We start from the raw sequence: 26,400 nt of genomic DNA on the forward strand, positions 1-26,400 counted from the left end.
TAAAATGACGTAGACAAGGAAATAATAGATTTTGGAGGTAGCTTTGTGAAAAAAGTAAGTAAACGAACGATGTTAAGCTTAATTTTAATTCCGATGTTATTACTGAGCATGTTGACGTTAGCACCTGCTACGACAAAAGCAGCGGATGATTTAGGCTTAACGGTAGATGCAGCAATCTTAATTGATGCAGACACAGGAAAGATTTTATATGAGCAAAATGCAGAGACAGCTTTAGGAATTGCAAGTATGTCAAAAATGATGACAGAATACTTATTATTAGATGCTATTAAAGAAGGTTCCGTGACATGGGAGCAACAATACAATGTAACGGAGTATACACATAAAATTTCACAAAATCGTTTATTAAGTAATGTTCCACTACGTGCGGATGGTACATATTCGATTAGAGAATTATATGAAGCAATGGCAATCTATTCAGCCAATGCAGCAACCATTGCTATTGCAGAAACTATTGCAGGAACAGAAACTGAGTTTTTAAAATTAATGAATAAAAAAGCAGAAGAGCTCGGCTTAGAAAATTATAAATTCGTGAACTCAACAGGCTTAAACAATTCAGATTTACAAGGCATGCACCCAGCAGGAACAGGGGAAAATGATGAAAATGTAATGCCAGCTCGTTCGGTAGCCAAGTTAGCCTATCATTTATTAAAAGATCACCCGGATATGTTAGAAACAGCAAAAATCCCTAAAAAGGTATTCCGTGAAGGGACAACAGATGCAATTAACATGTCGAACTGGAACTTCATGTTACCAGGACTTGTTTATGAATACGAAGGGGTAGACGGCTTAAAAACAGGAACAACTGATTTTGCAGGCCACACATTCACAGGTACGGCAAAACGTGGTGACACACGTTTAATCGCTGTTGTTATGAAAGCGGTCGATTCAAAAGGTGTTGGGTCGTATAAAGCACGTTTTGATGCGACAGCAAAATTATTCGACTATGGCTTCGGTCAATTCACGAAGCAGGAAATCATTCCAGCAAACTATCAATTTAAAGATCAAAAAACAGTTGCTGTTACGAAAGGGAAAGCAGATGAAGTAAACATCGCTGTAAAAGAACCTATTTCAGTAATGGTAAAAACAACAGACAAAGATGCATATAAACCAACTTTAGTTTTAAATTCAGAAGAGCTTGAAGCGGGCGTTAAGAAGGATCAAGTAGTAGGTCAAGTCATCGTTGAGCGCACAGAAGGCACAGATTATGGCTATATCGACGGTTCTGAAATTACAGCAGAAGTCGTTACAACAGAAGCTGTAGAGCGTGCGGGGAAGGTGTCGTTATTTTTCCAAGGAATCGGTAATTTCTTCGGTAATCTATGGGATGGCGTCTTTGGCTTTGTAAATCCAACTTTATAATGATGAAAGAGTGTTTTTATAAGTGAGGAACTTATAAAAATGCTCTTTTTTATTGGACAAATTTTAATAATGGGATTTAAGTCATACATTATTGCTATGGAGGGGTGGATAGACATGTGTGGAATTACAGGCATCATTGATTTTTCACAAAATCTTTCGCAGCAACGAGCACTCATTGCTCATATGACGGAATCAATCGCACATCGCGGACCAGATGGTGATGGTCATTTTCTATCAAGGCATGCGCTTTTAGGTCATAAACGGTTAGCAATTATTGATTTGGTGACAGGTGCGCAACCGATGACAAAGGGTGCCTTTACAATTGTTTATAATGGTGAGGTATACAATGCGAATGAGCTTCGTGAACAACTACAGCAATTAGGCCATCACTTTTTTTCAACATCGGATACAGAAGTGATATTAGCCTCCTATATCCAGTGGAAGGACCGCTGTGTCGATTATTTAAATGGTATTTTTGCCTTTGCCATTTGGGATGATGAGAAGGAGCAATTGTTTTTGTGCAGGGATCGCTTAGGTGTGAAGCCATTGTTTTATGTGGAGCTGGGTACAGGGCTATTATTTGCTTCAGAAATTAAAGCATTACTTGCACATCCATTTGTAAAGGCAGAGGTGGATAGTGATGGGCTGGCGGCGCTCTTTAGCTTAGGACCATCTCGGATACAGGGACATGCAATTTTTAAAGGGATTAAGGAATTAAAGCCAGGATTTGCATTATATAGAGATCGTGAAAAGTGCAGTAGTTGGCGCTATTGGGATATTGAAAGTATGGAGCATCGGGACAATGAACAGCAAACGATTGAGCGTGTACGGCAATTAGTAACAGATGCAGTATGCCGACAGCTAGTAAGTGATGTACCCATTTGCACCATGCTTTCCGGTGGGCTTGATTCGAGTATTTTAACAGCTATCGCAGCCAAACAACTTTCTGAACGGAATCAAGCACTAGCAACTTACTCCGTAGCCTATGAGGGGAATAATAATCATTTCCAAACAAATGCTTTTCAAACAACACAAGATGAATATTGGATAGAAAAAATGCAACAACACTTTGGCACAAAGCATAGGCAAATCGAATTACAGCAAAGGCAGCTTGTCGATGCTTTAACAGATGCGATGCGTTTAAAAGATATGCCAAGTATGGCTGATATTGATAGTTCACTGTACTTATTTTGTAAGGAAATAAAAAACAACCATGTTGTCGCATTATCGGGTGAATGTGCGGATGAAGTATTCGGTGGGTATCCATGGTTTTATGGACAACAACAAGCCTCATTCCCCTGGCTACGTGCAACCAGTGAGCGAGAAGGGCTGTTAAAGGCTAACTGGCAACAGAGACTACGTTTAGCTGATTATCTACAAAATGCGTATGAAGAAGCAATCACACAAATGCCGTCATTTGTAGGGAATGAAGCACAACGGAAACGTCAGCAATTATTTTACTTAAATAATCAATTCTTTATGCAAACTTTATTAGAACGTAATGACCGGATGTCGATGGGAGCGGGTGTAGAGGTGCGGGTGCCCTTTGCGGATCATACCATTATTGAGTATGTGTGGAATATTCCTTGGGAAATGAAAAATAGTGGTGCAATGGAGAAAGGGATATTGCGTCAAGCATTTCGTGAGGTGTTGCCAAAGGAAGTTGTAGAACGTAAAAAAAATCCGTATCCGAAAACATATCATCCGCTTTATACAAAGCTGGTGTCTGAACGTTTAGCAGAAAATTTGCAGCACAAGAATTCCGTATTGCATGAGCTATTTGAACGAGAGCAGTTGGATCAGTTAATCGCAAGTGGTGGAAAGTCGTTTCAAGTGCCGTGGTTTGGCCAGTTGATGGCGGGTCCCCAATTATTAGCATACTTAATTCAAGTACATGAATGGGTAGAACATTATCGAATTAATATTATTTCCACATGAAGAATCACCTATTGTGAAAATACAATAGGTGATGGAGGTGATGCTATTTTTTAGAAATCTTCCAAACGGTCATTAAATGATGCAATTTCGTTTCAATTTCATCAAGGTCTAAATAGCCAAAGCCTAATAGAAAGGAGCGCTTAGTAGGTTGCTTAGCGGTTAAATAGTAGTTGGATAGCGGCATAATATAAATACCATGTTCGCGCGCGATTGTTTGGAGCGTTAACTCGGAATGCTCATGATCAAACGAAATTAACATATTCGTCCCTGCTGCATCTCCTGAAATCGTTATTTGTGGATAGTAGTTTGCGAATACATCGATGCATTTATCATGCTTTTTGCGATAGGTTTTCCGCATTCGATTTAGGTGCTTTGCAAAATGCCCATCCTTCATAAAATTAGCTAAAATATGCTGTTCAAAGCGTGGAACCGTTGATGAATAATAATTAAAATGCTCCTGATAGCGATAAACAAGTGCTGGGGGTAATACAAAATAGGCAACGCGCAATGAAGGCATAAGTGATTTCGTAAATGTACTCAAATAAATGACACGATCATTGGTATCTAAGCCTTGCAGTGCAGGAATTGGTTTTCCAATATAACGAAATTCACTATCATAATCATCTTCAATAATATAGCGGTTTTCAGTTTCTGCGGCCCATCTTAAAAGTTGTGTACGTCGATTGGCTGACAAAACAGCACCAGTTGGGAATTGATGAGATGGAGTGACATACACAATGTTGGCATTGCTATTTTGAAGTTGCCCGATTATGAGCCCGTCTTGGTCCACATCAATCGGTATGGCTACCTGCTCAAGTTGTGCTCTTGGTATAGGCGAGTAGCCAGGGTTTTCGAGGGCTAATCGCATATTGCCGCCAAGTAGCTTTAAAATCATCGGCAATAGCTGCTCTGTCCCAGAACCGATGACGATTTGTTCAGGCAGACACTTGATGCCACGTGATTGATGAAGATAGTTGGCAATTTCAATGCGCAGTGCAAGCTCTCCTTGGCGTTCCCCAGTTTGAAGAAGATGCTTAAAGGGTGTATCAAGGACGTCTTTTGCGTACTTACGCCAAATGGTAAACGGGAAGGCGTCTTCATCAATTTTGGCTGTAGAAAAATCAGACGTGAAAATAGTTTTTGTTGCGGCCTGCTGTGGAGGTAATACAGATGCTACCTCACGAATGGGTAATGAATCGACTTCCTCCACGAAATAGCCGATGCGTGGCTTGGACATAATATATCCCTCTGCAAGTAGCTGCGCATAAGCAAGTTCCACGGTTGTTTGGCTAATATTGAAAAATTCAGCGAGTTCACGCTTGGACGGAAGACGTGAACCGACATCGAGCTGTTTAGTTGTAATGGCATTTTTAATACCAATATAAAGTTGTTCATAGAGTGGAATCGTTTGTTCTTTATCGAGTTGGAAAAATAGCATGAACAGTCCTCCTTAACTGACTTGGTACAAATGTTCAATTTAATGATAATGAACAATGTTAGCGATGTATAGTGTTTTAGCTGAAATGCGTTTACTAAGCAAAACTTGCATTAATGTATTGTTTATAGTACAGTAAATTTAAATTTATAAATGAATTCGATGATAGGAAGTAGTAGCAAGCACGTCTTTTCAAAGAGAGTCAGCGGCTGGTGGAAGCTGATAAAAGCACTTGTGAATCCGTCCTTGAGATGCCTTTTTTGAAATGAAGTAGATTAAGGCCGGCTTACCAAAGTCGTTATAATGTAAGTGGAATAGAGTCTTTCTATTCAATTAGGGTGGCAACGCGGGTAGCTCTCGTCCCTTTTATGGGATTGAGGGCTTTTTTGTGTTTACTGCGCTAATAGATTAACGTGCGAAAGTGCTCGGGATCATCAATTTCATAAACTTTAGGAGGAATAATTATGTTAGATATTAAACGTGTCCGTGAAAATTTTGACGGCGTAAAGAAAATGCTTCTTACACGTAACGAAGATTTAGGCAACTTAGACAACTTTGAACCACTTGATAAGAAGCGTCGTGAGTTAATCGCAAAAACAGAGGAATTAAAAGCTGAGCGTAACAAAGTATCAGAGCAAATTTCTGTCATGAAGCGCAATAAGGAAGATGCAACAGAAGTCATTGCGCGTATGCGTACAGTTGGTGATGAAATCAAAGCATTAGATGTAGAGCTAAATGCGATTGAAGAAGAATTCAAAGATATGATGATGCGTTTACCAAATATTCCACATGAATCTGTGCCGGTTGGTATGGAAGAGGATGATAATGTTGAGGAATACACTTGGGGTGACGTACCGACATTTGATTTTGAGACAAAAGCGCACTGGGATATCGCAAAGGATTTAGATATCGTAGACTTTGAGCGCGGTGCAAAAGTTACCGGCAGCCGTTTTTTATTCTATAAAGGATTAGGTGCACGTTTAGAGCGTGCGTTAATCAACTTTATGATGGACTTGCATTCTGACAAGCATGGCTACACAGAAATGCTACCACCGCAAATCGTAAACCGCGATTCTTTAACAGGGACTGGTCAATTACCGAAGTTTGAGGAAGATGTATTCAAGCTTGTGCGTGAAGAGGAAGAAATGGATTATTTCTTAATTCCAACAGCGGAAGTACCGGTAACAAACTATTACCGTGATGAAATTTTAGCAGCAGACGTATTACCACAGGCATTCTCTGCATACAGCGCCAACTTCCGTTCAGAAGCAGGCTCTGCAGGTCGTGATACACGTGGCTTAATCCGTCAGCACCAATTCAACAAAGTAGAATTAGTACGCTTCGTGAAACCAGAAGAATCTTATGAGCAATTAGAACTGTTAACAGGTCATGCCGAAAAAGTATTGCAGCTATTAGGCTTACCATACCGTAAATTAAAAATGTGTACAGCAGACTTAGGCTTTACAGCGGCGAAAAAATACGATTTAGAAGTATGGATTCCCGCACAAGATATGTACCGTGAGATTTCTTCTTGTTCAAACTTTGAAGATTTCCAAGCGCGTCGTGCCAACATCCGTTTCCGTCGTGAAGCCGGTGCAAAACCAGAGTACGTGCATACATTAAACGGTTCAGGACTTGCTATTGGTCGTACAGTAGCGGCGATTTTAGAAAACTACCAAACAGCTGATGGATCAGTCGTAATTCCAGAAGCATTACGTCCATATATGGGGGGCGTAGAAGTTATTTCAGCAAAATAATGAACTGTACACCAACTTGTTTTTACAGCAGGTTGGTGTTTTTTCAAATAAAGGAGGATGCTTAAATGGAATTTCTATTATTTGAACATACGTTTCCAGCTAAATATTTAGCAAGCTTTCATGAGGTGCATGAGGCGGTTTTCGCGAGTATCTTTAATGATCAAAAATTAATCGATAAGCCGAATCTGCTTATGATTCTGGCGGTAGAAAAGGAGCGTGTTGTAGGCTTTAAGCTAGGCTATGAACATCCGGATGGTGTATTTTATAGCTGGCTTGGTGGCGTGCATCCTGATTTTCAACAACGGGGTATTGCCGCTAACTGTATGGAAATGCAGCATTCTTGGTGTAAGGAACAGGGTTATCAGCGCGTTCGTACATATGGTCGTAATGAAAAAAGGGCGATGCTGATTGTCAATTTAAAGGCTGGCTTTGAGATTGTCAAAACATTCGTTGATGACAAAGGCCGTCATAAAATAGTCTTTGAAAAGGATTTGTAAGGATAATTAATTTACGCGCCAATTAAAATTTGTTATATTCTAGAAAATTAACGTATTTTCGTATGCATTTTAGTGAGGGGTGTTGAATATGCATTTTCCGAAGCAGGTCGAAATTATCGAAGTAGGTCCACGTGATGGTTTGCAAAACGAAGCAACATTTGTCGCAACAGAGCAAAAAAAACAGTTCATTGAAAAGCTTGCACAAGTTGGATTTAAACGGATAGAAACAGCCTCTTTTGTTCATCCAAAAGCAGTGCCTCAAATGGCAGATGCTGCTGAAATAGCGACATATAGCAAAGAGCTCGGTCTAATATTTTTAGCACTAACTCCAAATATTAAGGCATTAAATCGCGCAATCGAAAAAGGTGTTCCGCAAATTGCCGTTTTTGTTGGGGCAAGTGAAACGTTTAATGAAAAAAACATCAATCGTACAATTGCGCAGTCGCTTGAGGAGTGTGTTGAGCTGTTTCAACTTGCGAAGCAGCACCAATTATTTATTCGCGGCTATGTGTCAATGTGCTTTAGCTGTCCGTATGAGGGGGCTGTATCTTATGAGCAGGTGAAGAGTGTTGTTGGCCATTTTGTCATGCATGGAGTGGATGAAATTTCAATTGGCGATACGAATGGGCAGGCTAACCCGCATATTGTGTATGAGCGATTCACTCAACTAAAGGAGGATTTCCCTAATACAGAATTTGTAGCACATTTCCATGATACAAATGGCTTTGCCTATGCCAATATCATCTCGGCTTTACAAGCGGGGGTAACAAAGTTTGATAGTTCGGTAGCAGGGCTTGGTGGCTGTCCATTTTCACCAGGGGCAACGGGGAATGTTGCGACAGAAAAGGTTGTACAGCTATTTCATGCAATGGGGATTGCAACAGGGATTGATGAGGAGAAGCTAAAGGAAGCCGTACAGTTTGCGAAAACGCTGCGTTAAAAAGCAGTGTTTTTCCGTAAAATAAAGTGACCAAACGACGGTTTGGGAATGTTATACTTCAACTAACGGGGCAGCGCGACAAGTTTTGTTTTAAACACTAATGTGTGAAAAACAAGGGATTTCTTTAGAAATCCTAACTTTATAACCGAGGATAGGAATGACAAAACCATGTATTTTGAAACTATCCCATTAATACTCCTGCATGCGTCATAATGGACAGATTATGGGGTTTGAAGCTCAGGTGAAGTCGGCAGAACAAAGGCTGTAGCCATTCCTCTCGGAAAAGGTATGCCAATGGATATGCCGGATGGCTGAAAAACTAAATATGGTGAGAATCTTCTTGTAGAAAAGAACAGACGAACCTCCGAATGTACGGGTCTAAAGTTAGAGCATAAGGAAACTTGTGTACCATCCAACGATGGGGTGAGCGACGTGAAGTAAAAATTGCTTCTATGAAACACGTTATACCGAACAATGGCGGTATCCAGCTCACAGGCTTACAGGAGGCACCTAAGTTTAGAAAAAAAATAGCTAGGTTATAAGGGACTTGGAAAATAAGGAACGTTGAATCAAGGGCTGTCACCCGAAACGGTTGCTATAAGCCTCATGGCGAAATGCATTTGTCCTTATGAGGGTAGGGGTACGACCAGTGAAACCTCTGTAATGGAGTTGGAGGAACAGCCCCAAGTCTAGCGATAAGTAATAATTATTTTTCAACTGTGCATTGCACCGGTCGGGTAAGAACGTGGGAACATCACTTCAAAGAGGAATGATGCCACAGTGCAAGCTCTACGATATTGGGATTATTACGGAATGACAGACATCTTTACAGACCTACATGAACGAGCTAAAAACAAAGAATCGTTCCATCAGCTATACGACATCATCACGTCGAGGAACAATATTTTATTAGCGTATCGAAAAATCAAGTCAAATAAAGGGTCGAAGACACCAGGGACAGATGGCAAAACTATTGTAGACTTAGAGAAACGATCAGAGAACGAATTAGTAGTAGAAATACAAAGTAAGCTTAAAAATTATCGCCCTAAGAAAGTTAGACGAAAACTAATCGAAAAAGATAATGGTAAGCAGCGCCCATTAGGTATTCCATGCATCCTTGATAGAATCATACAGCAGTGCTTTAAACAAGTGTTAGAGCCGATTGCAGAGGCTCATTTCTTCAATCATAGCTATGGATTTAGACCTTTACGGTCTACTCATCATGCGATGGCAAGAATCCAATTTTTAGTTAATCAATCGAAACTCCATTACGTTGTAGATGTTGATATTAAAGGATTTTTTGATAATATCAATCATACTTTGCTTATTAAACAATTATGGAATATAGGTATTCGGGATAGACAGGTTCTAGCCTGTTTATCCAAAATGTTAAAAGCAGAAGTGGACGGGGAAGGTATCCCAACAAAAGGTTCTCCTCAAGGCGGTTTGCTTTCTCCATTACTGTCTAATATTGTACTTAATGAATTGGACCATTGGGTAGCGAATCAATGGGAACTATTCCCACTCCATAAAAACTTTAAAACTAGAGAAGGTCAACTTCTTGCAAAGAAGCGCACTCACTTAAAAGAAGGCTACATTGTTAGATATGCGGATGACTTTAAAATCATTTGTCGTGATTGGAAAACTGCTGAAAAGTGGTATCATGCTGTTAAACTATTTTTAAAAGACCGTTTAAAACTTGATATTTCACCAGAAAAATCGAAGATTATTAATCTGCGCAAGCATGAGTCTGCTTTTCTTGGCTTCACAATACGTGCAAATCGCAAAGGAAAAAAGCGAATTGCTCATACGTTTGTCAAAGCTGAAAAGATGCAGAAAATTAAGGCGGATGCAAAGAAACGATTAGAAATACTCCGAACATCTCCAACTACTCAAAATGCCATGCGCTTTAATAGTTTTGTCTTAGGGTTACACAATTATTTTAATAGAGCTACTCACGTCAACTTAGCGTTCTCACGACTCGCCTACGAACTAGGTGCATCTATGTACAATCGTCTTAAACCTATCGGTAAATATGAACATCCTAACAACCCGCCACCTGTCTATAAAAAGTTCTATGGCTTGGGCTCTAAAACGTATAAAATCGCAGGGATATACCTCTTCCCTCTTGGAATCATCAAAACTAAAAATGTGATTGCTTTTACTCAAAGTATAACCCCATTTACCGAGGAAGGTCGAGTACAAATATCTACACGGTTGAGTAAAGATATAAGACAGGAAATAGTATTGTTAATGGAATCAAAAATACCGACACAAAGCGTCGAATATATGGATAATCGGATTAGTAGGTACAGTATGAAAAAAGGGAAATGTGAAATAACTGGCATGTTCCTACAAGCACAAGATGTGTATTGTCATCACTACATTCCTAGTCATCTTGGTGGTAGCGACAAATTCAATAATTTACGCATTATCCAAAAAGAAGTACATGAATTAATCCATATGACCGACAAAATTAAGGCGAATACACTCATAAAAACTTTGGGTATCACTGAATCGATGTTAGAAAAAATCAATAAATATCGAGAAAATTGTGAGCTAGAAATAATCAAATAACCCAAATCAATAAGAGTAACTTGAAACTTATAATTAATAATACCATCGCTAGATGGAACGCGGAATGCTGGGAAACTAGCACGTTCCGTGTGGAGTAGGGGAAAAGCTGGAGATAACTTCAAATGCTTACCTATTACTAACAGTTAGTTAAAGATTTCATCATTGCAGGTATTTGAATATTAATGAAGTAATCTTCATTATTTAGATGAACTTCAAAATTATATACTGGTTGATAATAACCTTTTGTATCATAAACATATGAAATATCGACCCCAGTTATATTTAAACTATCACCTTTACTTAAAGCTGGGTAAATTTCAAAATTCCCATTTATTATCTCTTCATATGCTTTTTTAGGGGAAATAATATCGACATTCTTTATAAAATTATTTTCGTTTATTGAGTAAAAGATTGTACTTGGTATCTTCGTTTTAGATGGTGTAATCATGACAAGACCCATCGAAAAATCTTGATTATAATTTTTGATTGATTCAGGTGTTATTACATCCCAACGTAATTCTTTACCCTGAAGAGAATAATTAACATCATCCGGCAACAATTTACTTGTTTTCATCCATTTTTCGAATAATTCTTTTTGTGTTTTCTCAAATGCTGGTGAAATTTCTAGCTCTTCAGAAGCGAAATTTGTAAGCGTCCATGTTCCAGCTGTTAAGACATAATTCAATTGGTATATATTGTATGATTCGTCCTCGAATTTAAAAATTCGATTGCGACTCTCTGTGTATATTTTTCCTTTTTGAGTTAATCCATATTCATTACTCAAAATAGTAGCTATTTTCTTCCCATTCTCTAAATCATTTGCACTTATGTTTTGGTAAATTGCTGCACTTGACGGTTCATCCGAAAAATTTAATTTTGATTCAACTGTTACATGTTCCATATCTTGTCTTTCAGCAGGAAGAATCGGCATGTTCCCAAATTCTTTAATCGAATAGAAAGTAAACGGTATTAATAAAATGATACTAAAAATCGTAGGGAGTGCTATTGCTTTAATCAATGATTTCAATTTTCTTTGTTGAACAAAATCTCTAATACCAATAATTAAATAGAACCCAATAATACCTCCTAATGTGTTATGAAATATATCATCTAATTCAAAAATACCTTTTTGCGTTACAAGTTGAATACATTCAATCAAAAGTGTAACTCCTAATGATACTATTAGTGCTGGGGTAAAACTGTTAAATTTTTTATTGTAAAATGGTAATAAAATTCCTAACGGAACAAACATTATAATATTAAAAATAATTAGTTGAAATTCTGTCAAAGACCAATTATTCCAAGCATTAATATAACCGCTATACAGATTAAGATTGGTCATACTTTCATAATTGGCGCCTCGGCCCAATGTTGTTATACCTAACACAATAGTAAACCAGCAAATCAACAATAAAAGCGTGATAAAAGAATATATTTTTTGTTTGTGTAAATGACCTCTTTTTTTCTGATAAATTAAGAATGAAAAGCCAATTATTCCAAAAATACAACATGCTGTTATAATCCAAGGAAAAAGACCCCTTATTATACTTGTTACGTCCATTGATGCATTCCCCTTATAAGGTGTAAACAAATTATTATATATAACTGTATTTCGCAAGCTAAATTAGGTTCTTACACATAGTCAGTGAATGCTTACATACATCACTACCCGGGTATAGGATCTGAAAAAGACGTGTACCGTATGCTCACATGCTTTTTTATTTCCATTCACGATCCAAATCCGCTTGTTGTCCTAAATGCCAAGAACTCAGCACGCGTCGACATAGTAGCACGAAACGAAAAATTCGCGACTTACCTATTTCAGGAAAAAAAGTCTTTCTGCATCTGCGCTTGCAGAAATGGTTTTGCTTGAATGCTATGTGTAGCACGATTATTTTTACGGAAATAACTGCTGCACCAGCCTATCAGCGTAATAAAAGAAATCGAAAAAAGGTTATAAAGGGAGTTACTCCACTGTTAGAAAAACTGTAGAGCAACTAAAATTAAAAAAGGATACACTGGTTTCTACTACGAAAAAAGTTGGAAATAAAAGAATAATACTTTGTTTTGGCGTTTCTATGAACAGTTAACTGAAAAAGAACATCAAGTTTTACAATCTACTTTAATTGCTTATCAGGGTACACAACCTGTCTATGCATTCGTTCAGCTATTTAGAGCAGCCTTTTCAGAAATCGATCTTCAAACGTTTCTACAACTTACTTAGAGCGTCTTTACCGTGCTTTTCGACATTTACCTGGTGAGAGATGCTTAAATTTAAGTTCTAAACGATACGGTAATCACAATAATCCACGCCAACTTGACCGTTTTTACTATCGGATTTCAGCCAATAACGTCGCACATGCGCTGATGTAATCTCTAGCTTTTCCCTTTCCATTATTCTAATCTACTTTAACCCCTCTACGAATTCATTCAGATTTTCGCTCATTTCCTTATAATGAGTCCAATGTAAATAATGCTGACCTTCTAGAACTACTAATTTATTATTTTTTATATTTTGTAATTGCGTATTATAAAAATCTATTTTTGACTTCCCCTCTACATATTGCTCTTTTGGAGTAAAAATCATCACTGGTAAGTCAGAAGGGAATGTCATATTTGTTGTTAAATCAAAGTTATTCTTTATCTCGTTCGTCTCTTTAACTACAGCTTTATTTATGTATTTCGCAGCAACTATAGATTTTGCCATTTTTAAGTTTACCTCTGTATATGTGCCCTTTTCAGATAATGGCAGAATATTATCTGGCGTTACATATGCCAATAATCGAGCAATACCTATTGGTGCCATATATTCCGTATATTTAGGCATAGTAGGAAAAACGTCATCACCAAAATATTCCGACATCTGTGGTAAGGTTGGATCTATTCCTATGATGGCTTTAACTTCCTCGGAATAGTTATTCGCATAATACAAACTATATATACCGGAAATTGAGTGAGGCATCAATATATATGGACCTTTTATGTTCGACTTTTTTAGTGCAGCCCTTGTTTCCTCTACTATGTTCTCAACTGTTCGTTCTTTGTCTGTTAGATCACTCCAACCATATCCGAAGGGTTCTACGACTACTACTTTATTAGTCTTTGACAATTCATTTATCAATGGCTCAAAATCCAGTGCTGGTGCTGGGGTTGCAAGACCGCTTAATAAAACAATTGTATTGTCTCCTTGGCCCTTTGTATAAATGTGCATATTTTTGCCATTTACTTCGACTAATTCCCCTATTGCTGGATATTTTCTTTGTTCATACACAGCCATTATATTGCTGTAAATGACCCAAATAATAACCACTGCTACTGTAGCTAATAAAATAGTCTTGATAACCTTCCAAAATCTAAACTTCTTTTTAACTTTAATTACTTTCACAACTCCCATTGACATCATTTATTTCCTTGATACAGAGGAAATACTTGCTGTATCAAGGTTTTCTTTTGAGGTGTTTTTGTTCTCCGTTTATAAATTAAGGTACTTACAAAAGTAGTGAATTCACACTCAACTAATCCGTGTACGCAATAGCGCTAATTTCAATTAATTGCTCAGGAGAAGCCAAGTGGTTTACACCGATCAGGCTGCCGGCTGGGCGATGCTGTCCCATATATTCTTTAAAAATTTGGATAGCTGGCCCTGTATCCTCTTGTGCATTCGTTAAATAAATTTCCAAATAGGCAAGGTTCGATCTTGTAATATTAAACCCTTCTAATACACGGTCTAGATTTGCCAGTGTTTGTCGAGTTTGCGCTTCAATATCTCCTTCACCGACAAAGACTCCTTCCGAATCATGAGAAAACTGCCCGGAAATATAGACTGTTCCATCTACGCTGAACCCCTGGGAAATGCCGTGATCCCAAAGATCGTGGTTGACTGTTTTAATTTTTTTCATTTTTACCATTCCTTTACTTGAGAATAGGTTAAATATAAAATAGTCATAAATAAAAAAATAGTACGCACTTTTTTGATAGGTACTATTAGAAAGGATAGTGTAAAAAGATGGGGATGTCTGACTATGTAGAGAAGGGCAACGTTCGAGAGACACCTTTTGGCTATACATTATCAATTATTGGTGGTAAGTGGAAAATGCTAATTATTTATATTTTGGCAGAAAACGAAACAGTCCGCTTTAATGAATTGCAAAGAAAATTGGGGACCATTACCTTCAAAATATTAAGTTCACAGCTTAAAGAGTTGGAAGCAGACGGCATGATTGTACGAAAAGAATATCCGCAAGTCCCACCTAAAGTAGAGTACAGTCTTACACAAAAAGCACAATCCCTATTACCGGCTTTGGAACAGTTATGTGAATGGGGTTTAAAAAATCAAAAAAATTAGTTAAACTTTTTATGCGTTTCATCATATAGATTTTAAAATTGAGAACGAATTTCATTACTAGAAATTCTTTCTCTTATTTACTGTTAAGTATCATGCCAACGATTTTTTATGCAAGGCAAGGAATCCATAAGGTTTGCTGGAGAGTGGAAGACCTATTGAAACTTCATACTTAAAATGGTAAGATGCAATCTTTTACATCAAAGAAAAGAAAGGACATTTTATGAAACAAGTAAATTTACGTAAAATCACAATTGTGCTGTTAACATTATATACAGCTTTGATCCTCTATTTCTTATATCTAGGTTTTAATAGAGGTCTACTGGGGACAGACTCTAGCTTACGATACAATCTAATACCTGAAGGAATCCCATTGCATTATCCAATAGGAAAAGGCTTTCAAATCTGGTTTTTTGAGTACGGGAATTTTTTAGCGTTTATCCCTTTTGGCGTGATTATTCCACTCCTGTTTCGTTGTAGTTTTAAACGCTTTATCGTCGTTTTTATAGTATCAATAACAATTTTTGAAACGATTCAAATGCTTACACATTTAGGAGCTTTTGATATAAATGATATTATTATAAATTCATTGGGTGCTGCAGTAGGGTTTGCAGCACAGCGAATCGTCACTCATAACCGAGATAATCTAAAAGGAGTTATCAAAATCGTATTACTTTCCATGGTGCTTGCCCTTGGAACAATAATAATTGTTGGCGGTATTAATCAATATTTAGAAAAAGGCGAAGGGAAAATTATTGCCCTGAATGACCTGGTACAAGAAGATGAGTCTATCCAATGGGATGAAAACTTGTCCACTTTTACAATTGGCCAAAACGAAGTAGCCCCACAACTAAATTTAATTGATAGAGAGCATACAAAAACCAATGAATTCGTGTATCTATTAGATAGCAAATATAAATATATGACAGGTTATGTTGCAATACCTGACGATGTTTTGAACGCTACAAGCACAAAGAGTATTGAAATAGAGTTCATCAGCGATGGAGAAGTAATTTATTCGGTAGGGTTAACCACTACAAGGGGAAAAAATGGCATAGAGTCGTTTGAAGTCCCTCTTAATGAAGTGAATAATTTAACAATAAAAATAAATAGTGACAGTGCAGATTCAATAACTCATGCCGTAATATGGGACATGACACTTACAGAAGAGAACGTTGGTCAAAAGGTTATTAACAGTATAAAAGAAAAGATAAAATCACTATTCTAAAAAATCTCATCATATAAAAAAATAGACTTGATTCCAGAGAATTAGGAATTGAGCCTTTAATTGTGGCGGTGACCATTTATGTATGAACCGCTGCTAATTTATCTTCTGCGCTCATTTTCCCCATAGAAAAACCGCACCTCCTTGTTAGTATGTCTAACAAATGAGGTGCAGTTCAATGCCACATAGAGAACGTTCAATCCAGCAGTTAAGACTACTACAAAGTGTTAGCTGTTTTTTATTTAATTAGATTCCCTTTGCACCAGAGTTAACACCCACAGCTATCAGACATGTTAACCTCTTGAGAGGAATCTGAAACAGGAAAGTTCATTTCTTTCCACGCTGCAATACCCCCCGTTAGCTCTTTTACCATATATCCACGTTCTAATAAAAACTTTGCTACCTTGGCAGCGGTGTTACACCAGACATCCCAACAGTAAACAATAATTTCCTTGTCTTTTGGTATTTCATTTAAACGAGCTTGCAGTTCTTGTTCGGGTATGACATTAGCATCCTTAATTTTTAAACTTCTTACATGAAGTGGGCCGTTTCTTACATCCAGCAAAAAATATTTATCTGGATCTATTTGTGTCAATCTCAAATAATCCATAGGGCTAATAGTTGCTTCCAAACGGGCATTAAAATAATCAAGTGCATTCATAATTGTGTTACCTCCAGTTTTAAAGTGTAGTCCAAATTTTAATGAGAAAATCCTTTAGCAATTGTCTTTCTTGATTATTTAAAGGGGCTAAAACTTCTAATTCAATATCGTTTAAAAATTCCCAACGCGAATCCAATAAATCCTTTCCTTTTGATGTAATCATAAGGCTGTAGGACCTTCTATCATTAGGATTCCTTGTCCTCTCTACAAAGCCTAAAGTTTCTAAATGATCAATGTGACTTACCATTGTTGTCCGATCAATTTGTAGATTTTCAGAAATATCTTTTTGTGATGAGTAAGGGTTTCCGTTAATAAATAAAAGAACTCCATATTGTCTAGCATTAATGTGATATGGGACAAGCCCCTCGGCGAATTTAGTTTCCATTCGCTGAAGAACCTTTCCGAGTAAAAAACCATAAGATTGATTCCATTTTTCCATTTAAATTATTCACCCCTAAAAATAATCACCTAAATATATAATCAGTTTAACTGATGAATTTTTAAATTTCAAGTTGTTTGTTTTTATATTTAATTTTCAATGAAATAATGTACCTTTTAACTTTATAAAGCATACAAAATAAACTTAACGTTCCCAAATCAAAGCTTGGGAGCATTTCAAACAGCGACAAACACTGATTTAACAGTATTTGTCGCTGTTCTTATTAGAAAAAAACGCGCTGAGACGCTGCGAAAAGTCATTTTAAAGAGGGCTTGCTCGATCCACTTGTTCTGAATGGCGTGTTTGCTTTTGACTTTTCATGAACACAACCTTTTATCCTTGATTTTATAAAAAGTACTATTTATTTCTTTTATATATTGACACTCAATATATAAGGTTGTTATGATATGACCATCGATATATCGACAGTCATTATATGGAGGGTATATGTTTCCTTTATCAGAACCAACGTATTTAATTTTATTAGCTTTATTAAAGGAGCCTATGCATGGCTATGGCATTATTAAAACGGTGTATGACATAAGTGAGCAAGAATATGAAATTGCACCAGGTACGCTATATGGTGTACTTAAAAATTTAGAAAAACAGAAGCTTATAGAAGTAGTAGGCGTAGATTTAGACAATCGAAAGAAGAAAATTTATGCGATTACGGATGTAGGCAAACAAGTTTTACAACAAGAACAGCAGCGTTATGAAAAATTACTGAAGTTTACTTATTATGTAAGAGGAAATGAAAGTGAGGATTTATAATGGTCAAAAAAATCTCAAAGAAATTTGAATCTTTTGAAGCAGAAGAAAAATGGTTAATGGAGTTAGCTCAAGATGGTTGGCGTCTAGTTAGCTATGAAGATAACGATGTGGAGACTAATACATATAAATTCGTAGAAGATGCATCTGCAAGCGAGTTGCACTATCAAATCGACTATCGCATTTTTAACAAGAAGTCGGATTATGAGGAGTACAAAGATTTATTTGAAGAATCAGGCTGGACCATTTTATCAAAAAGTTGGTTCTATAGTAAGCATATTTTCATTTCCACTACAAATAGCAAAATCTTTTCAGATAATATTTCACAAATTGAACGTGATATCAATCGTTATCGTATGGCAAAATTTTATGTAATGTTCTTTATTATCCAATCAATCATTACAGCTGGATTATACTATTACTTTGAGCGTTCATCTTTTATGGGTGCAACAATTTTTGGGATCGGTGCTGCTATTTACAATGTAATTGATGCAAGAAAACGCCGTAAAAAAATCCCTTCTGTGAGTGTGGGGTAAATTCAAACCTTAATACTAAAGAATGCTCTTAAATGAAACTTTGATAACCAACCGCCTCATTACAATAGAATGAGATGGTTGGTTTCAAGAGGTCACAGCATTTAATGGACAAGAAAAAATCGACAAGTAAAACAACGATAGCTTATTATGCTTTTTCAGTTTTATCATTAATTCTATTGTTAATTAACTATTTTTAGGGGTCCCGTCAGAAAAATGCGGATTTACAACGTTAAGGAAAAATGGACACAAAACAAGAGCATGCACAACGTTAACTGTTGGGCTGCTCTTGTTTTAAATAGCGAAAGATTGTAGCACGACTAATCCCTGTCATTTCAACAATTTCACTCACACTATACTGTTCAGATTTATATAAATTGATGGCTTTTTTCAGCTCTCGTTCATTTACTTTCGGACGCCCACCTTGACGCCCTCTTGCTCTAGCACTGATTAGCCCTTCCTTCGTTCGCTGGACAATTAAATCACGTTCAAACTGGCTGAATGCTTGGAAAACCGTCATCATTAATTTTCCTTGTGGTGTTGAAGTATCAAAGTTTTCTTTAATACTCAATAGCTTGATCTCCCGTTCTTCAAAATATGCAACTAATTCAATTAAATCCTTCGTACTTCTACCTAATCGAGAAAAGCTTTCTACAATTACCATGTCCCCAGGTCGCAATTTATCCTTCAGCCGGTTTAACTCCGGACGATCTGTTTTCGTTCCGGATAATTTCTCCGTTAAAATCTCGTGGCAATTGTACTGCCTTAATAAATCTAGCTGTCGATTCAATTCCTGCTGTCGTGTACTCACTCGTGCATAGCCATAAGTATAAGAAGCCATCGTTTTCCCCCTTTGATATACAAATCTATATCACAAAGGGAGCTTTTTGAAACATAGATTTTGAGCAAAGTTTTGAAACAGCATTTGGCAAGTAATACGGGTTAAATGTAACTTTCTTTTTTATTTGGCGTCATTACTTTAGAATTAAATGGCGCTTAGCTCTAAAAATTTTAGTCATACTATTCCAGAAAAGGGCCATATAGTGAAGTAACTCACTTTTAAAATAAATCAATGAACAAATAAACCAAGCTACTCATAAAAAGTTCATTTAAGTAGCTTGGTTAATCGTATAGAAATAGTGTAGACTTTAATTTAAACCTCATTGCTTAGATATTTGCTGATTTGCTGTAGTTTTTCTTCATTGCGACGATAGTATGTCCATTTACCTATTCTTGTGGGGATTAAAATCCCAGCTCTAGCCATAATCGATAAATATTGAGACATTGTTGATTGATTCATGTCAATTTTTTCGGTTATTTGACCCACGCAAACCCCTACTTCAGACGGTTTTGCTTCTGGATATTTAATATTTTCATCTCCAAAATTAGCTTCTGGATCCTTTAGTAATTTTAAAATTCTCAATCTCGTTTCATTTGAAAGTGCTTTAAATATATCCATCATTTCTAAATCGATGTTATCCATAACGTTCCTCCCTTGAATTTAAAATAATTATCTACTACATATTGAAATATTTCAATTTTTTAATCTAAAAACCCCTTTCTATGGTTAAAGCGACTGAACCTAATCATAGAAAGGGGATCTTTTTTATTCTTTAATCTGTAAAATATTATCTAAATTGTCACGAGACATAACTAATGTGCTTAACGGTTTGCCTTCTGTAGGATAACCAATAGCAATTCCCATAAATATAGATTCATCTTCTGGAATATCAAAATGATCACGAATCTCTCCAGGATAACGAATAATTTCGTAAGCAGGAACTGTTCCTAATCCGTGGTGATAAGCAGATAATAAAATACCATAACCGAAAGCTCCAACATCATAAGCTGAGTAATGAGAAGAATCTTTAGGAATTGTAATGTAAATAACTGCTGGGGCATTAAATAAAATAGCATTTTGAGATAGCAAATCTTTAATGCCATTTTCTCCAATAAGACTTTCAGTTTCTTTCATATAATTCTCAACATTATTTTTTGGATGTTCTTGCCAACCAAGAGGTGGTGTAACTTCTGTCCAACTCTTTTCTCTATTTTTAACCTTCTGTTTATGAACCTCACGAATGCTTTCTAAAGTTTTTCCTGTAGCGATGTAAGCTTTCCAAGGTTGACTATTTTCATACGAAGGAGCTCTTTGAGCCTCAAAGATGATTTGTTTTAATAAATCGACATCAATTTCTTTATCCATAAAGTCTCTAACAGAATGACGTCGTAATAAAATATTTGTATTGTCCATTATTAATAACCTCCTAGTATTAACATATTGCAATAATTAAATATGTTATAGTGTTATTATATTGCAATATTGCAATATGTCAATGGATAATACTTAATATTATTTCTAAAGGAATTATACTTAGACAACTATTTAATCATTTTTAATTTGTATCTAATATACATGGCTAATTTAAATAACGTTCCCAAATAAAAGTTTGGGAATAGACAAAAAATCATTAAACATTGATATAACGGCGTTTAATAATTTTTAAATGGAATATTCTTTATACAGCTTTTTATGCAAATTTTTACAAACCTTATAATAACAATGGTTGAGGAGAATTTCGAGCAAAGTAACAGGATTGGCCTTCTGCATAAAATCATGCATAGTTAGGTGCCCCAACTAGTCACGTTTTAACCCTTTAACGAAATAAAGCACAACCCAAATAACAAAAATCACCCCAGCTAAGCTAACTAAATAGCCCGACGCTCCAAATGCATCAAACAGCCATTGCAATGGTGTATTTTCTACAGGCTTATTCAAAAACATAAAGTTCGTATTAAAGGCAGCGTTATAAGCGTAAATGATTGGTACGGTTAATGCTAAAAAAACAACAGCACGCCAGCAATCTTTAAAATCCGTCTGTAATTGGCGCTCTCGCACAAGCACTAACACAAAGACAATAAGTAGTGCATGAAACACAAAGCTATGAATATGCAAAAAGCTACCGACCGCATCTGCTGTCCAGCCAGGGAAAATAAGGGCAATTGCTGCGCCAGGCAATGTTAAGGTAAATAGCAAGGTTGCGGAGGTACGACTTGGAACATAAACATGCCAGCCAATAATCAATATTCCAAGCCCACATAAATGAAGCGGTGGACTCCAATAGGAATATTGATTTGTGCTAACTAAGTATAGTTGTTTAGCGAGCTCTAAAAATAGCAACAGCCAAAAAATCATTTTTTGAAAAAGCTGTTGCTGCTTAGGGGAAATATAATGATAGAAATATAGTGAAATAATAAAAAACAAACAAATACCAATAAGCCATGTGAGATGTACGGAATCGAAAATGGTAAAGCCGTTCATATAAATCACCTACATTTCTTGTTGTTTTCTTAGTAATTTCTCCTGTTTTTTACGTTCGCGTAAGGCGCGGAAAAAGTCGGTTAAAATTTGACCGCATTCATCGGCTAATACGCCCTCTGTTACGTCACATTCGTGGTTAAAGCGCGGGTCATTTAATAATCGATAAAGCGAATCCACACAGCCGGCTTTTATATCGCGTGCACCGTAGACAACCCGTGGAACACGCGATTGTAAAATGGCCCCGGCACACATCGGACAAGGCTCTAATGTGACATATAAAGTCGTATCCTCTAATCGCCAACTCCCTATCTTCCCGCAAGCCTCTTGAATGGCCATGCTTTCGGCGTGCGTTAATGCGTTTTGAGTGGTCTCACGTAAATTATGGGCACGTGCAATAATTTCATCGTTGTATACAAGAACAGCACCAATAGGAACTTCGCCAAGTGCTGCCGCTTTTTTTGCTTCCTCTAATGCTTGTTGCATATAATATTGATCTTTTGTGAGCATGCATGTATCACTCCTTACCAATTAGTGTAGCATGGGTTGAAAGATCTGCGCGACTATCTATAAAAGGAAATTTTCGAACGGCTACGTGCATGCAATCATTTCCTACAATCGGATGGAATTGTTTGTTTTGTTGTCTAAAGAGCGTTGTGTTAAAATGAAACCCATTGACTATAAAAAGAGAAGGAGTACTTCTAATGTCTGTGCCATTTATTACAGTAGAAGGTCCGATAGGTGTCGGGAAGACCTCATTATCTAAGGCCGTATCACAAACGTTTAATTATCATTTATTAAAAGAGATTGTAGATGAAAATCCATTTCTAGGTAAATTCTATGAAAATATTGAAGAGTGGAGCTTCCAAACGGAAATGTTTTTCCTGTGCAATCGTTATAAGCAACTGTCTGATATTCATCGAACTTTAGAAGAGCAGCATCCAGTTGTGGCTGATTATCATATTTTTAAAAATTTGATTTTTGCGAAGCGTACGTTAAAGCCTACCGAGTATGAAAAGTACGAAGCCATTTACAAAATACTAACGGCTGATATGCCAAAGCCGAATATGGTCATTTATTTACATGCCAGCTTAGATACGTTAATGCAGCGAATTGCGATGCGAGGTCGAGAATTCGAAAAAAACATTACACGTGACTATATGGCGCAACTTTCAAGCGATTATCATGAATTTATTGGTCATTTTGAAAAGATGCATCCAGAAATTCCGGTCATCCAGCTCAATGGCGATGCGCTTGATTTTGTAAAAAATGAAGAAGATTTACAGTATGTCCTACAGCTGGTAGGAGAAAAGTTACAACAAAGGAGTTTGCATCAATCATGAATTTACGAGAGAAGTACAATATTCCGGCCAATGCGGTGATTACCATTGCAGGAACAGTTGGTGTTGGAAAGTCGACAATGACAAAGGCACTAGCTGATGCGTTAACATTTCGCACATCTTATGAAAAGGTGGATACAAACCCGTATTTAGATAAATTTTATGACGATTTTGAAAAATGGAGCTTTCATTTGCAAGTGTACTTTTTAGCGGAGCGCTTTAAAGAACAAAAACGTATTTTTGAATACGGTGGGGGCTTTATTCAAGACCGTTCCATTTATGAAGATACGGGCATCTTTGCGAAAATGCATTTCGATAAAGGCACGATGACGCCAATCGATTATGAAACATATACGAATCTATTTGATGCAATGGTGATGATGCCGTACTTCCCGCACCCGGACTTATTGGTGTACTTAGAAGGTCCAATTGATGATGTTATTGGTCGTATTCAAGAGCGTGGCCGTGAAATGGAGCAACAAACCCCCCATACGTATTGGCAAGAAATGCATGGTCGCTATGAGGAGTGGATTAATAACTTCAATGCCTGCCCAGTGCTACGTATCGATATAAACGACTATGATCTAATGAAAAATCCAGCTCAAGTGGAGGATGTGGTCGCGCGCATTGGCCATATGCTTGAGCAAACCACTCATTTACGTAAATAAAACAAGGACGCATCTCTATGAAATGTCTCATAGAAATGCGTCCTTTTCATTTGAGCCAGAGAATGAAAAACACCGGGGCCATGATAAGTAGAAATATGAAAAAACTCCATAAAATTTGCTTGCCAGTCGACATATTTTTAGGCTTTAGGCTAATCGACTCATAGAGTGTGTTAATGGCGCGTTGTTCTTTTTGGTAGAGCATTGTTTGAAAGTCTGTATAGTTTTCGATATAGGATGAGGGATTTTCGAAATGAAAGCGAATTGCACGAATGTCGTCGGTAACATCTTGATCTCGAAGCATGTAGGTGATGGTAGGAGCGATTCCACCAGTTAAGCGTGCCCTAACATCGATATCGAAGGTTTTCATTTTATAAACGGTTTCGCCCGCATCATTGATAGTCTGTTCAATGAGTGGATTATTCATCATAATTCCCCCTTTACTATGTGTTAGGAGTATTCCCCTAATAGGCAAATTTGTAACGGTTCAAAAAAAATATTGCAACGAAAAAGCGATATCACGTATGCTAAAATTGTCTATAAGTTGAGACAGTATAGTCAAAAGGGGATGGAATTATGACAATGACAACGGTAGAACAGCGTTTATTAGCATTACCCACAACAGCCATTTCAGATGCAACAGGGGGACATACAAATGTTGCAGCGAATATTCGCCCGCTAGCAGATCATTTTAAAATTGCGGGTCGGGCATTAACAGTCCGCTTACCAGATGGCGAAAATGGCGCAGTGCTCGAAGCGATTAGCAAGGCAAATATAGGGGATATTTTAGTTATTGATGCAAAGGGTAATACCAATCGCGCAGTAGCAGGTGATTTTGTGATGCAGCTTGCACAAGGGGTAGGTGTGCAAGGTTTTGTTGTCGATGGGGTCATTCGTGATTTAGCGGCAGCGCGTGCCATTGATTTCCCGGTGTTCTCATTAGGTACAACGGTTGCAGCGGGCAATAAAAATGGCGGTGGTGCAGTAGGGGGACCAGTTGCAATTGGTGGTGTAGTTGTACAATCTGGTGACTACGTAATTGGAGATATTGATGGGGTCATTATTGTGCCGCAAGAGGATATTGAACAAATCATTGAAGCAGCAGAAGCAAAGGTACAAAAAGATGAAGCACGCGAGCAAGAGGCATTACATAATGGAGAAGAATCCATTCGTGCGTATTTAGCTAGGGTTGTAAAATAAAAAATGATCCGAGTGCAAAAAATGCATTCGGATCATTTCATGTTTACTTTAAGTTTGCTGCTTGATATTCAGCGAACTGCTGCTCGTCGAAACGTTTTTCCCATTTCGCCATCACAAGCGCTGCTAATGTGTTACCTACTACGTTTACAGCTGTACGTGCCATATCTAAAATACGGTCAATCCCTGCGATGAATGCTAACCCTTCAAGCGGAATACCTACAGAGCCTAATGTTGCAAGTAGTACAACGAATGATACCCCTGGAACACCAGCAATCCCTTTAGATGTTACCATTAATACAAGCATTAATGTAATCTGCTCCATAATCGTAAGGTCAATCCCATACATTTGCGCAATGAAGATCGCCGCGATGGCTTGGTAAAGTGTCGAGCCGTCTAGGTTGAAAGAGTAACCTGTTGGAATAACGAACGATACGATATCCTTTGGTGCACCCATTTTTTCTGTTTTTAACATAATACGAGGTAATACCGTCTCTGATGAAGAAGTAGAGTAGGCTAATAATAGCTCGTCTTTAATCATACGGATTAATTTGAAAATATTAATCCCAAAAATACGTGCCGTAATACCAAGGACAACGATTACGAAGAAAATCATTGTTGCGTATACTAATATCGCTAATTTTCCTAATGGTACAAGGGAAGATAATCCGAATTTGGAAACGGTTACACCAATTAGTGCGAAAACCCCAATTGGCGCAAATTTCATGACTAAGTTGGTAACCCAGAACATGGCATCGGCAGTACCTTGGAAGAATGCGAGTACTGGTTTTCCTCGTTCTCCAATCGCTGCAACACCTAAACCGAAAATAACCGAGAAGAAGATGATGGCAAGCATATCGCCTTCAGCCATTGCGTTTATAATGTTTTTCGGTACGATATCCACGATAATTTGGAAAGTACTTTTATCTTCCTGTGCTTCAGTTGTTTCTACATAAGAAGAGATATCTGTTTGCTGTAGCTCGTTCATATCGATGCCAGCGCCAGGTTGGAAGATATTTGCAGATAATAAACCAACAACAATTGCCACTGTTGTAATAACTTCAAAATAAATGAGTGTTTTACCGCCAAGACGACCTAATTGCTTCATATCGCCCGTTCCAGCAACACCTACGATTAATGTCGAAATAATAATCGGTACAACGATCATCTTAATTAAGTTTAAGAAAATATCGCCAAGTGGTTGTAGGTAAGTTTGTACGTTTGTGTTGCCATAGAACACAGCACCTACAATAATACCTAGAACTAAACCGATTAAAATTTGCATAGCTAAACTAATTTTAATCTTTTTCAAAAGTAGTTCCTCCTAGAAAAATGATAGTTAGGACAAGCCTAATATTAAATTTATCGTAGGGTTACAAAATCCGAC

Annotated in this window: 26 protein-coding genes, 1 pseudogene and 1 other annotated feature; of the genes and pseudogenes, 14 read left to right on the forward strand and 13 right to left on the reverse strand. The window is 37.2% G+C overall.

Going from position 1 to position 26,400, the window contains the following annotated elements; genetic code table 11:
- Positions 1-45: 45 nt before the first annotated feature.
- Together MKX47_RS00075 and asnB are read left to right on the forward strand one after the other, a co-directional pair.
- Positions 46-1,380, forward strand: coding sequence for a D-alanyl-D-alanine carboxypeptidase family protein (locus tag MKX47_RS00075; RefSeq protein WP_340769863.1), 1,335 nt, complete (start codon positions 46-48; stop codon positions 1,378-1,380).
- Positions 1,381-1,494: 114 nt separating this feature from the next.
- On the forward strand, positions 1,495-3,318 hold the full coding sequence (gene asnB, locus MKX47_RS00080; protein ID WP_340769865.1) for an asparagine synthase (glutamine-hydrolyzing): 1,824 nt from the start codon (positions 1,495-1,497) through the stop codon (positions 3,316-3,318).
- A gap of 43 nt (positions 3,319-3,361) precedes the next feature.
- Here asnB and pdxR read toward each other — a convergent pair whose 3' ends face one another.
- Positions 3,362-4,756, reverse strand: coding sequence for a MocR-like pyridoxine biosynthesis transcription factor PdxR (pdxR, locus tag MKX47_RS00085; protein ID WP_340769867.1), 1,395 nt, complete (start codon positions 4,754-4,756; stop codon positions 3,362-3,364).
- Between the two features lie 150 nt (positions 4,757-4,906).
- Positions 4,907-5,121, forward strand: a binding site (T-box leader).
- Positions 5,122-5,217: 96 nt separating this feature from the next.
- Here pdxR and serS point away from each other — a divergent pair.
- From serS to ltrA, 4 genes are all read left to right on the forward strand, one after another.
- The gene (gene serS / locus MKX47_RS00090) at positions 5,218-6,510 is read left to right on the forward strand and encodes a serine--tRNA ligase (protein WP_340769869.1); all 1,293 of its coding nucleotides are present in this window, start codon (positions 5,218-5,220) and stop codon (positions 6,508-6,510) included.
- A gap of 65 nt (positions 6,511-6,575) precedes the next feature.
- The gene (locus MKX47_RS00095; RefSeq protein WP_340769871.1) at positions 6,576-7,007 is read left to right on the forward strand and encodes a GNAT family N-acetyltransferase; all 432 of its coding nucleotides are present in this window, start codon (positions 6,576-6,578) and stop codon (positions 7,005-7,007) included.
- An 88-nt stretch (positions 7,008-7,095) separates the two neighbouring features.
- Positions 7,096-7,947, forward strand: coding sequence for a hydroxymethylglutaryl-CoA lyase (locus MKX47_RS00100; RefSeq protein ID WP_340769873.1), 852 nt, complete (start codon positions 7,096-7,098; stop codon positions 7,945-7,947).
- Positions 7,948-8,760: 813 nt separating this feature from the next.
- Complete coding sequence (gene ltrA / locus MKX47_RS00105) at positions 8,761-10,524, forward strand: group II intron reverse transcriptase/maturase (RefSeq protein WP_340769876.1); 1,764 nt, start codon at positions 8,761-8,763, stop codon at positions 10,522-10,524.
- Positions 10,525-10,660: 136 nt separating this feature from the next.
- On the opposite strand, the gene MKX47_RS00110 is transcribed toward ltrA, so the two are convergent.
- The gene (locus tag MKX47_RS00110) at positions 10,661-12,085 is read right to left on the reverse strand and encodes a VanZ family protein (protein ID WP_340769878.1); all 1,425 of its coding nucleotides are present in this window, start codon (positions 12,083-12,085) and stop codon (positions 10,661-10,663) included.
- 149 nt (positions 12,086-12,234) lie between these two features.
- Here MKX47_RS00110 and MKX47_RS21415 point away from each other — a divergent pair, with 149 nt between their 5' ends.
- Positions 12,235-12,516, forward strand: a complete 282-nt coding sequence (locus MKX47_RS21415; protein ID WP_126992089.1) for a transposase family protein — start codon at positions 12,235-12,237, stop codon at positions 12,514-12,516.
- A 412-nt stretch (positions 12,517-12,928) separates the two neighbouring features.
- Here the strand turns inward: MKX47_RS21415 and MKX47_RS00115 are convergent, their stop codons facing one another.
- Both MKX47_RS00115 and MKX47_RS00120 read right to left on the reverse strand, forming a co-directional pair.
- Positions 12,929-13,924, reverse strand: a complete 996-nt coding sequence (locus MKX47_RS00115; RefSeq protein ID WP_340769881.1) for an alpha/beta fold hydrolase — start codon at positions 13,922-13,924, stop codon at positions 12,929-12,931.
- 115 nt (positions 13,925-14,039) lie between these two features.
- Positions 14,040-14,423, reverse strand: coding sequence for a RidA family protein (locus MKX47_RS00120; RefSeq protein WP_340725171.1), 384 nt, complete (start codon positions 14,421-14,423; stop codon positions 14,040-14,042).
- Positions 14,424-14,530: 107 nt separating this feature from the next.
- Between MKX47_RS00120 and MKX47_RS00125 the strand changes: the two genes are divergently transcribed.
- Both MKX47_RS00125 and MKX47_RS00130 read left to right on the forward strand, forming a co-directional pair.
- On the forward strand, positions 14,531-14,869 hold the full coding sequence (locus tag MKX47_RS00125) for a winged helix-turn-helix transcriptional regulator (RefSeq protein ID WP_126992084.1): 339 nt from the start codon (positions 14,531-14,533) through the stop codon (positions 14,867-14,869).
- Between the two features lie 220 nt (positions 14,870-15,089).
- Entirely contained in the window at positions 15,090-16,094 is a 1,005-nt protein-coding gene (locus MKX47_RS00130; protein ID WP_340769884.1) for a VanZ family protein, read from the forward strand.
- A gap of 265 nt (positions 16,095-16,359) precedes the next feature.
- Here the strand turns inward: MKX47_RS00130 and MKX47_RS00135 are convergent, their stop codons facing one another.
- Positions 16,360-16,752 (reverse strand): rhodanese-like domain-containing protein, encoded by a 393-nt coding sequence (locus MKX47_RS00135; protein ID WP_126992098.1) that lies wholly within the window; start codon positions 16,750-16,752, stop codon positions 16,360-16,362.
- Positions 16,753-16,771: 19 nt separating this feature from the next.
- Entirely contained in the window at positions 16,772-17,191 is a 420-nt protein-coding gene (locus MKX47_RS00140) for a MarR family winged helix-turn-helix transcriptional regulator (protein ID WP_340725173.1), read from the reverse strand.
- A 447-nt stretch (positions 17,192-17,638) separates the two neighbouring features.
- Here MKX47_RS00140 and MKX47_RS00145 point away from each other — a divergent pair, with 447 nt between their 5' ends.
- Both MKX47_RS00145 and MKX47_RS00150 read left to right on the forward strand, forming a co-directional pair.
- Positions 17,639-17,962, forward strand: a complete 324-nt coding sequence (locus tag MKX47_RS00145) for a PadR family transcriptional regulator (RefSeq protein ID WP_340769886.1) — start codon at positions 17,639-17,641, stop codon at positions 17,960-17,962.
- On the forward strand, positions 17,962-18,495 hold the full coding sequence (locus tag MKX47_RS00150; RefSeq protein WP_340769889.1) for a DUF2812 domain-containing protein: 534 nt from the start codon (positions 17,962-17,964) through the stop codon (positions 18,493-18,495). Before MKX47_RS00145 ends, MKX47_RS00150 begins: the two co-directional genes overlap by 1 nt.
- 280 nt (positions 18,496-18,775) lie before the next feature.
- Here MKX47_RS00150 and MKX47_RS00155 read toward each other — a convergent pair.
- The 5 genes and pseudogenes from MKX47_RS00155 to tadA all read right to left on the reverse strand — a co-directional run.
- Positions 18,776-19,333: pseudogene (locus MKX47_RS00155) on the reverse strand (recombinase family protein); the annotation flags it as partial.
- Between the two features lie 312 nt (positions 19,334-19,645).
- Positions 19,646-19,975 carry an ArsR/SmtB family transcription factor gene (locus MKX47_RS00160; RefSeq protein ID WP_010305486.1) on the reverse strand — a complete coding sequence of 110 codons (330 nt, stop codon included), beginning with the start codon at positions 19,973-19,975 and terminating at the stop codon, positions 19,646-19,648.
- 123 nt (positions 19,976-20,098) lie between these two features.
- Positions 20,099-20,746, reverse strand: coding sequence for a nitroreductase (locus MKX47_RS00165; RefSeq protein WP_340769898.1), 648 nt, complete (start codon positions 20,744-20,746; stop codon positions 20,099-20,101).
- A 384-nt stretch (positions 20,747-21,130) separates the two neighbouring features.
- A complete protein-coding gene (locus MKX47_RS00170) occupies positions 21,131-21,814 on the reverse strand; it encodes a YwaF family protein (protein ID WP_340769900.1) in 684 nt (227 codons plus the stop codon).
- 9 nt (positions 21,815-21,823) lie between these two features.
- Positions 21,824-22,321, reverse strand: coding sequence for a tRNA adenosine(34) deaminase TadA (gene tadA / locus MKX47_RS00175; protein WP_340769902.1), 498 nt, complete (start codon positions 22,319-22,321; stop codon positions 21,824-21,826).
- Between the two features lie 194 nt (positions 22,322-22,515).
- On the opposite strand from tadA, the gene MKX47_RS00180 reads away from it, so the two are divergent.
- A complete protein-coding gene (locus tag MKX47_RS00180; RefSeq protein ID WP_340769904.1) occupies positions 22,516-23,154 on the forward strand; it encodes a deoxynucleoside kinase in 639 nt (212 codons plus the stop codon).
- Positions 23,151-23,819 carry a deoxynucleoside kinase gene (locus tag MKX47_RS00185; RefSeq protein ID WP_340769906.1) on the forward strand — a complete coding sequence of 223 codons (669 nt, stop codon included), beginning with the start codon at positions 23,151-23,153 and terminating at the stop codon, positions 23,817-23,819. Before MKX47_RS00180 ends, MKX47_RS00185 begins: the two co-directional genes overlap by 4 nt.
- Before the next feature lie 46 nt (positions 23,820-23,865).
- On the opposite strand, the gene MKX47_RS00190 is transcribed toward MKX47_RS00185, so the two are convergent.
- Entirely contained in the window at positions 23,866-24,246 is a 381-nt protein-coding gene (locus tag MKX47_RS00190) for a sodium:proton antiporter (protein WP_340769908.1), read from the reverse strand.
- Positions 24,247-24,392: 146 nt separating this feature from the next.
- On the opposite strand from MKX47_RS00190, the gene MKX47_RS00195 reads away from it, so the two are divergent.
- Positions 24,393-25,016 carry an RraA family protein gene (locus tag MKX47_RS00195; RefSeq protein WP_340769909.1) on the forward strand — a complete coding sequence of 208 codons (624 nt, stop codon included), beginning with the start codon at positions 24,393-24,395 and terminating at the stop codon, positions 25,014-25,016.
- Between the two features lie 43 nt (positions 25,017-25,059).
- On the opposite strand, the gene MKX47_RS00200 is transcribed toward MKX47_RS00195, so the two are convergent.
- A complete protein-coding gene (locus tag MKX47_RS00200; RefSeq protein ID WP_340777664.1) occupies positions 25,060-26,298 on the reverse strand; it encodes a cation:dicarboxylate symporter family transporter in 1,239 nt (412 codons plus the stop codon).
- Between the last annotated feature and the right edge of the window lie 102 nt (positions 26,299-26,400).

Source organism: Solibacillus sp. FSL R7-0668, from assembly GCF_038006205.1.
Lineage (GTDB): Bacteria > Bacillota > Bacilli > Bacillales_A > Planococcaceae > Solibacillus.

What these genes read in the sequence shown, in the direction of transcription:
- MKX47_RS00100 (WP_340769873.1), top strand. Translation starts at nt 7,096, where the DNA reads ATGCATTTTCCGAAGCAGGTCGAAATTATCGAAGTAGGTCCACGTGAT.
- MKX47_RS00145 (WP_340769886.1), top strand. Translation starts at nt 17,639, where the DNA reads ATGTTTCCTTTATCAGAACCAACGTATTTAATTTTATTAGCTTTATTA.
- MKX47_RS00190 (WP_340769908.1), bottom strand. Translation starts at nt 24,246, where the DNA reads ATGATGAATAATCCACTCATTGAACAGACTATCAATGATGCGGGCGAA.
- MKX47_RS00165 (WP_340769898.1), bottom strand. Translation starts at nt 20,746, where the DNA reads ATGGACAATACAAATATTTTATTACGACGTCATTCTGTTAGAGACTTT.
- MKX47_RS00180 (WP_340769904.1), top strand. Translation starts at nt 22,516, where the DNA reads ATGTCTGTGCCATTTATTACAGTAGAAGGTCCGATAGGTGTCGGGAAG.
- MKX47_RS00125 (WP_126992084.1), top strand. Translation starts at nt 14,531, where the DNA reads ATGGGGATGTCTGACTATGTAGAGAAGGGCAACGTTCGAGAGACACCT.
- MKX47_RS00185 (WP_340769906.1), top strand. Translation starts at nt 23,151, where the DNA reads ATGAATTTACGAGAGAAGTACAATATTCCGGCCAATGCGGTGATTACC.
- MKX47_RS00115 (WP_340769881.1), bottom strand. Translation starts at nt 13,924, where the DNA reads ATGTCAATGGGAGTTGTGAAAGTAATTAAAGTTAAAAAGAAGTTTAGA.
- MKX47_RS00200 (WP_340777664.1), bottom strand. Translation starts at nt 26,298, where the DNA reads ATGCAAATTTTAATCGGTTTAGTTCTAGGTATTATTGTAGGTGCTGTG.
- MKX47_RS00110 (WP_340769878.1), bottom strand. Translation starts at nt 12,085, where the DNA reads ATGGACGTAACAAGTATAATAAGGGGTCTTTTTCCTTGGATTATAACA.
- asnB (WP_340769865.1), top strand. Translation starts at nt 1,495, where the DNA reads ATGTGTGGAATTACAGGCATCATTGATTTTTCACAAAATCTTTCGCAG.
- MKX47_RS00120 (WP_340725171.1), bottom strand. Translation starts at nt 14,423, where the DNA reads ATGAAAAAAATTAAAACAGTCAACCACGATCTTTGGGATCACGGCATT.
- MKX47_RS00150 (WP_340769889.1), top strand. Translation starts at nt 17,962, where the DNA reads ATGGTCAAAAAAATCTCAAAGAAATTTGAATCTTTTGAAGCAGAAGAA.
- ltrA (WP_340769876.1), top strand. Translation starts at nt 8,761, where the DNA reads ATGACAGACATCTTTACAGACCTACATGAACGAGCTAAAAACAAAGAA.
- MKX47_RS00140 (WP_340725173.1), bottom strand. Translation starts at nt 17,191, where the DNA reads ATGGAAAAATGGAATCAATCTTATGGTTTTTTACTCGGAAAGGTTCTT.
- serS (WP_340769869.1), top strand. Translation starts at nt 5,218, where the DNA reads ATGTTAGATATTAAACGTGTCCGTGAAAATTTTGACGGCGTAAAGAAA.
- tadA (WP_340769902.1), bottom strand. Translation starts at nt 22,321, where the DNA reads ATGCTCACAAAAGATCAATATTATATGCAACAAGCATTAGAGGAAGCA.
- MKX47_RS00195 (WP_340769909.1), top strand. Translation starts at nt 24,393, where the DNA reads ATGACAATGACAACGGTAGAACAGCGTTTATTAGCATTACCCACAACA.
- pdxR (WP_340769867.1), bottom strand. Translation starts at nt 4,756, where the DNA reads ATGCTATTTTTCCAACTCGATAAAGAACAAACGATTCCACTCTATGAA.
- MKX47_RS00135 (WP_126992098.1), bottom strand. Translation starts at nt 16,752, where the DNA reads ATGAATGCACTTGATTATTTTAATGCCCGTTTGGAAGCAACTATTAGC.
- MKX47_RS00170 (WP_340769900.1), bottom strand. Translation starts at nt 21,814, where the DNA reads ATGAACGGCTTTACCATTTTCGATTCCGTACATCTCACATGGCTTATT.
- MKX47_RS00130 (WP_340769884.1), top strand. Translation starts at nt 15,090, where the DNA reads ATGAAACAAGTAAATTTACGTAAAATCACAATTGTGCTGTTAACATTA.
- MKX47_RS00095 (WP_340769871.1), top strand. Translation starts at nt 6,576, where the DNA reads ATGGAATTTCTATTATTTGAACATACGTTTCCAGCTAAATATTTAGCA.
- MKX47_RS00160 (WP_010305486.1), bottom strand. Translation starts at nt 19,975, where the DNA reads ATGGATAACATCGATTTAGAAATGATGGATATATTTAAAGCACTTTCA.
- MKX47_RS21415 (WP_126992089.1), top strand. Translation starts at nt 12,235, where the DNA reads ATGCTTTTTTATTTCCATTCACGATCCAAATCCGCTTGTTGTCCTAAA.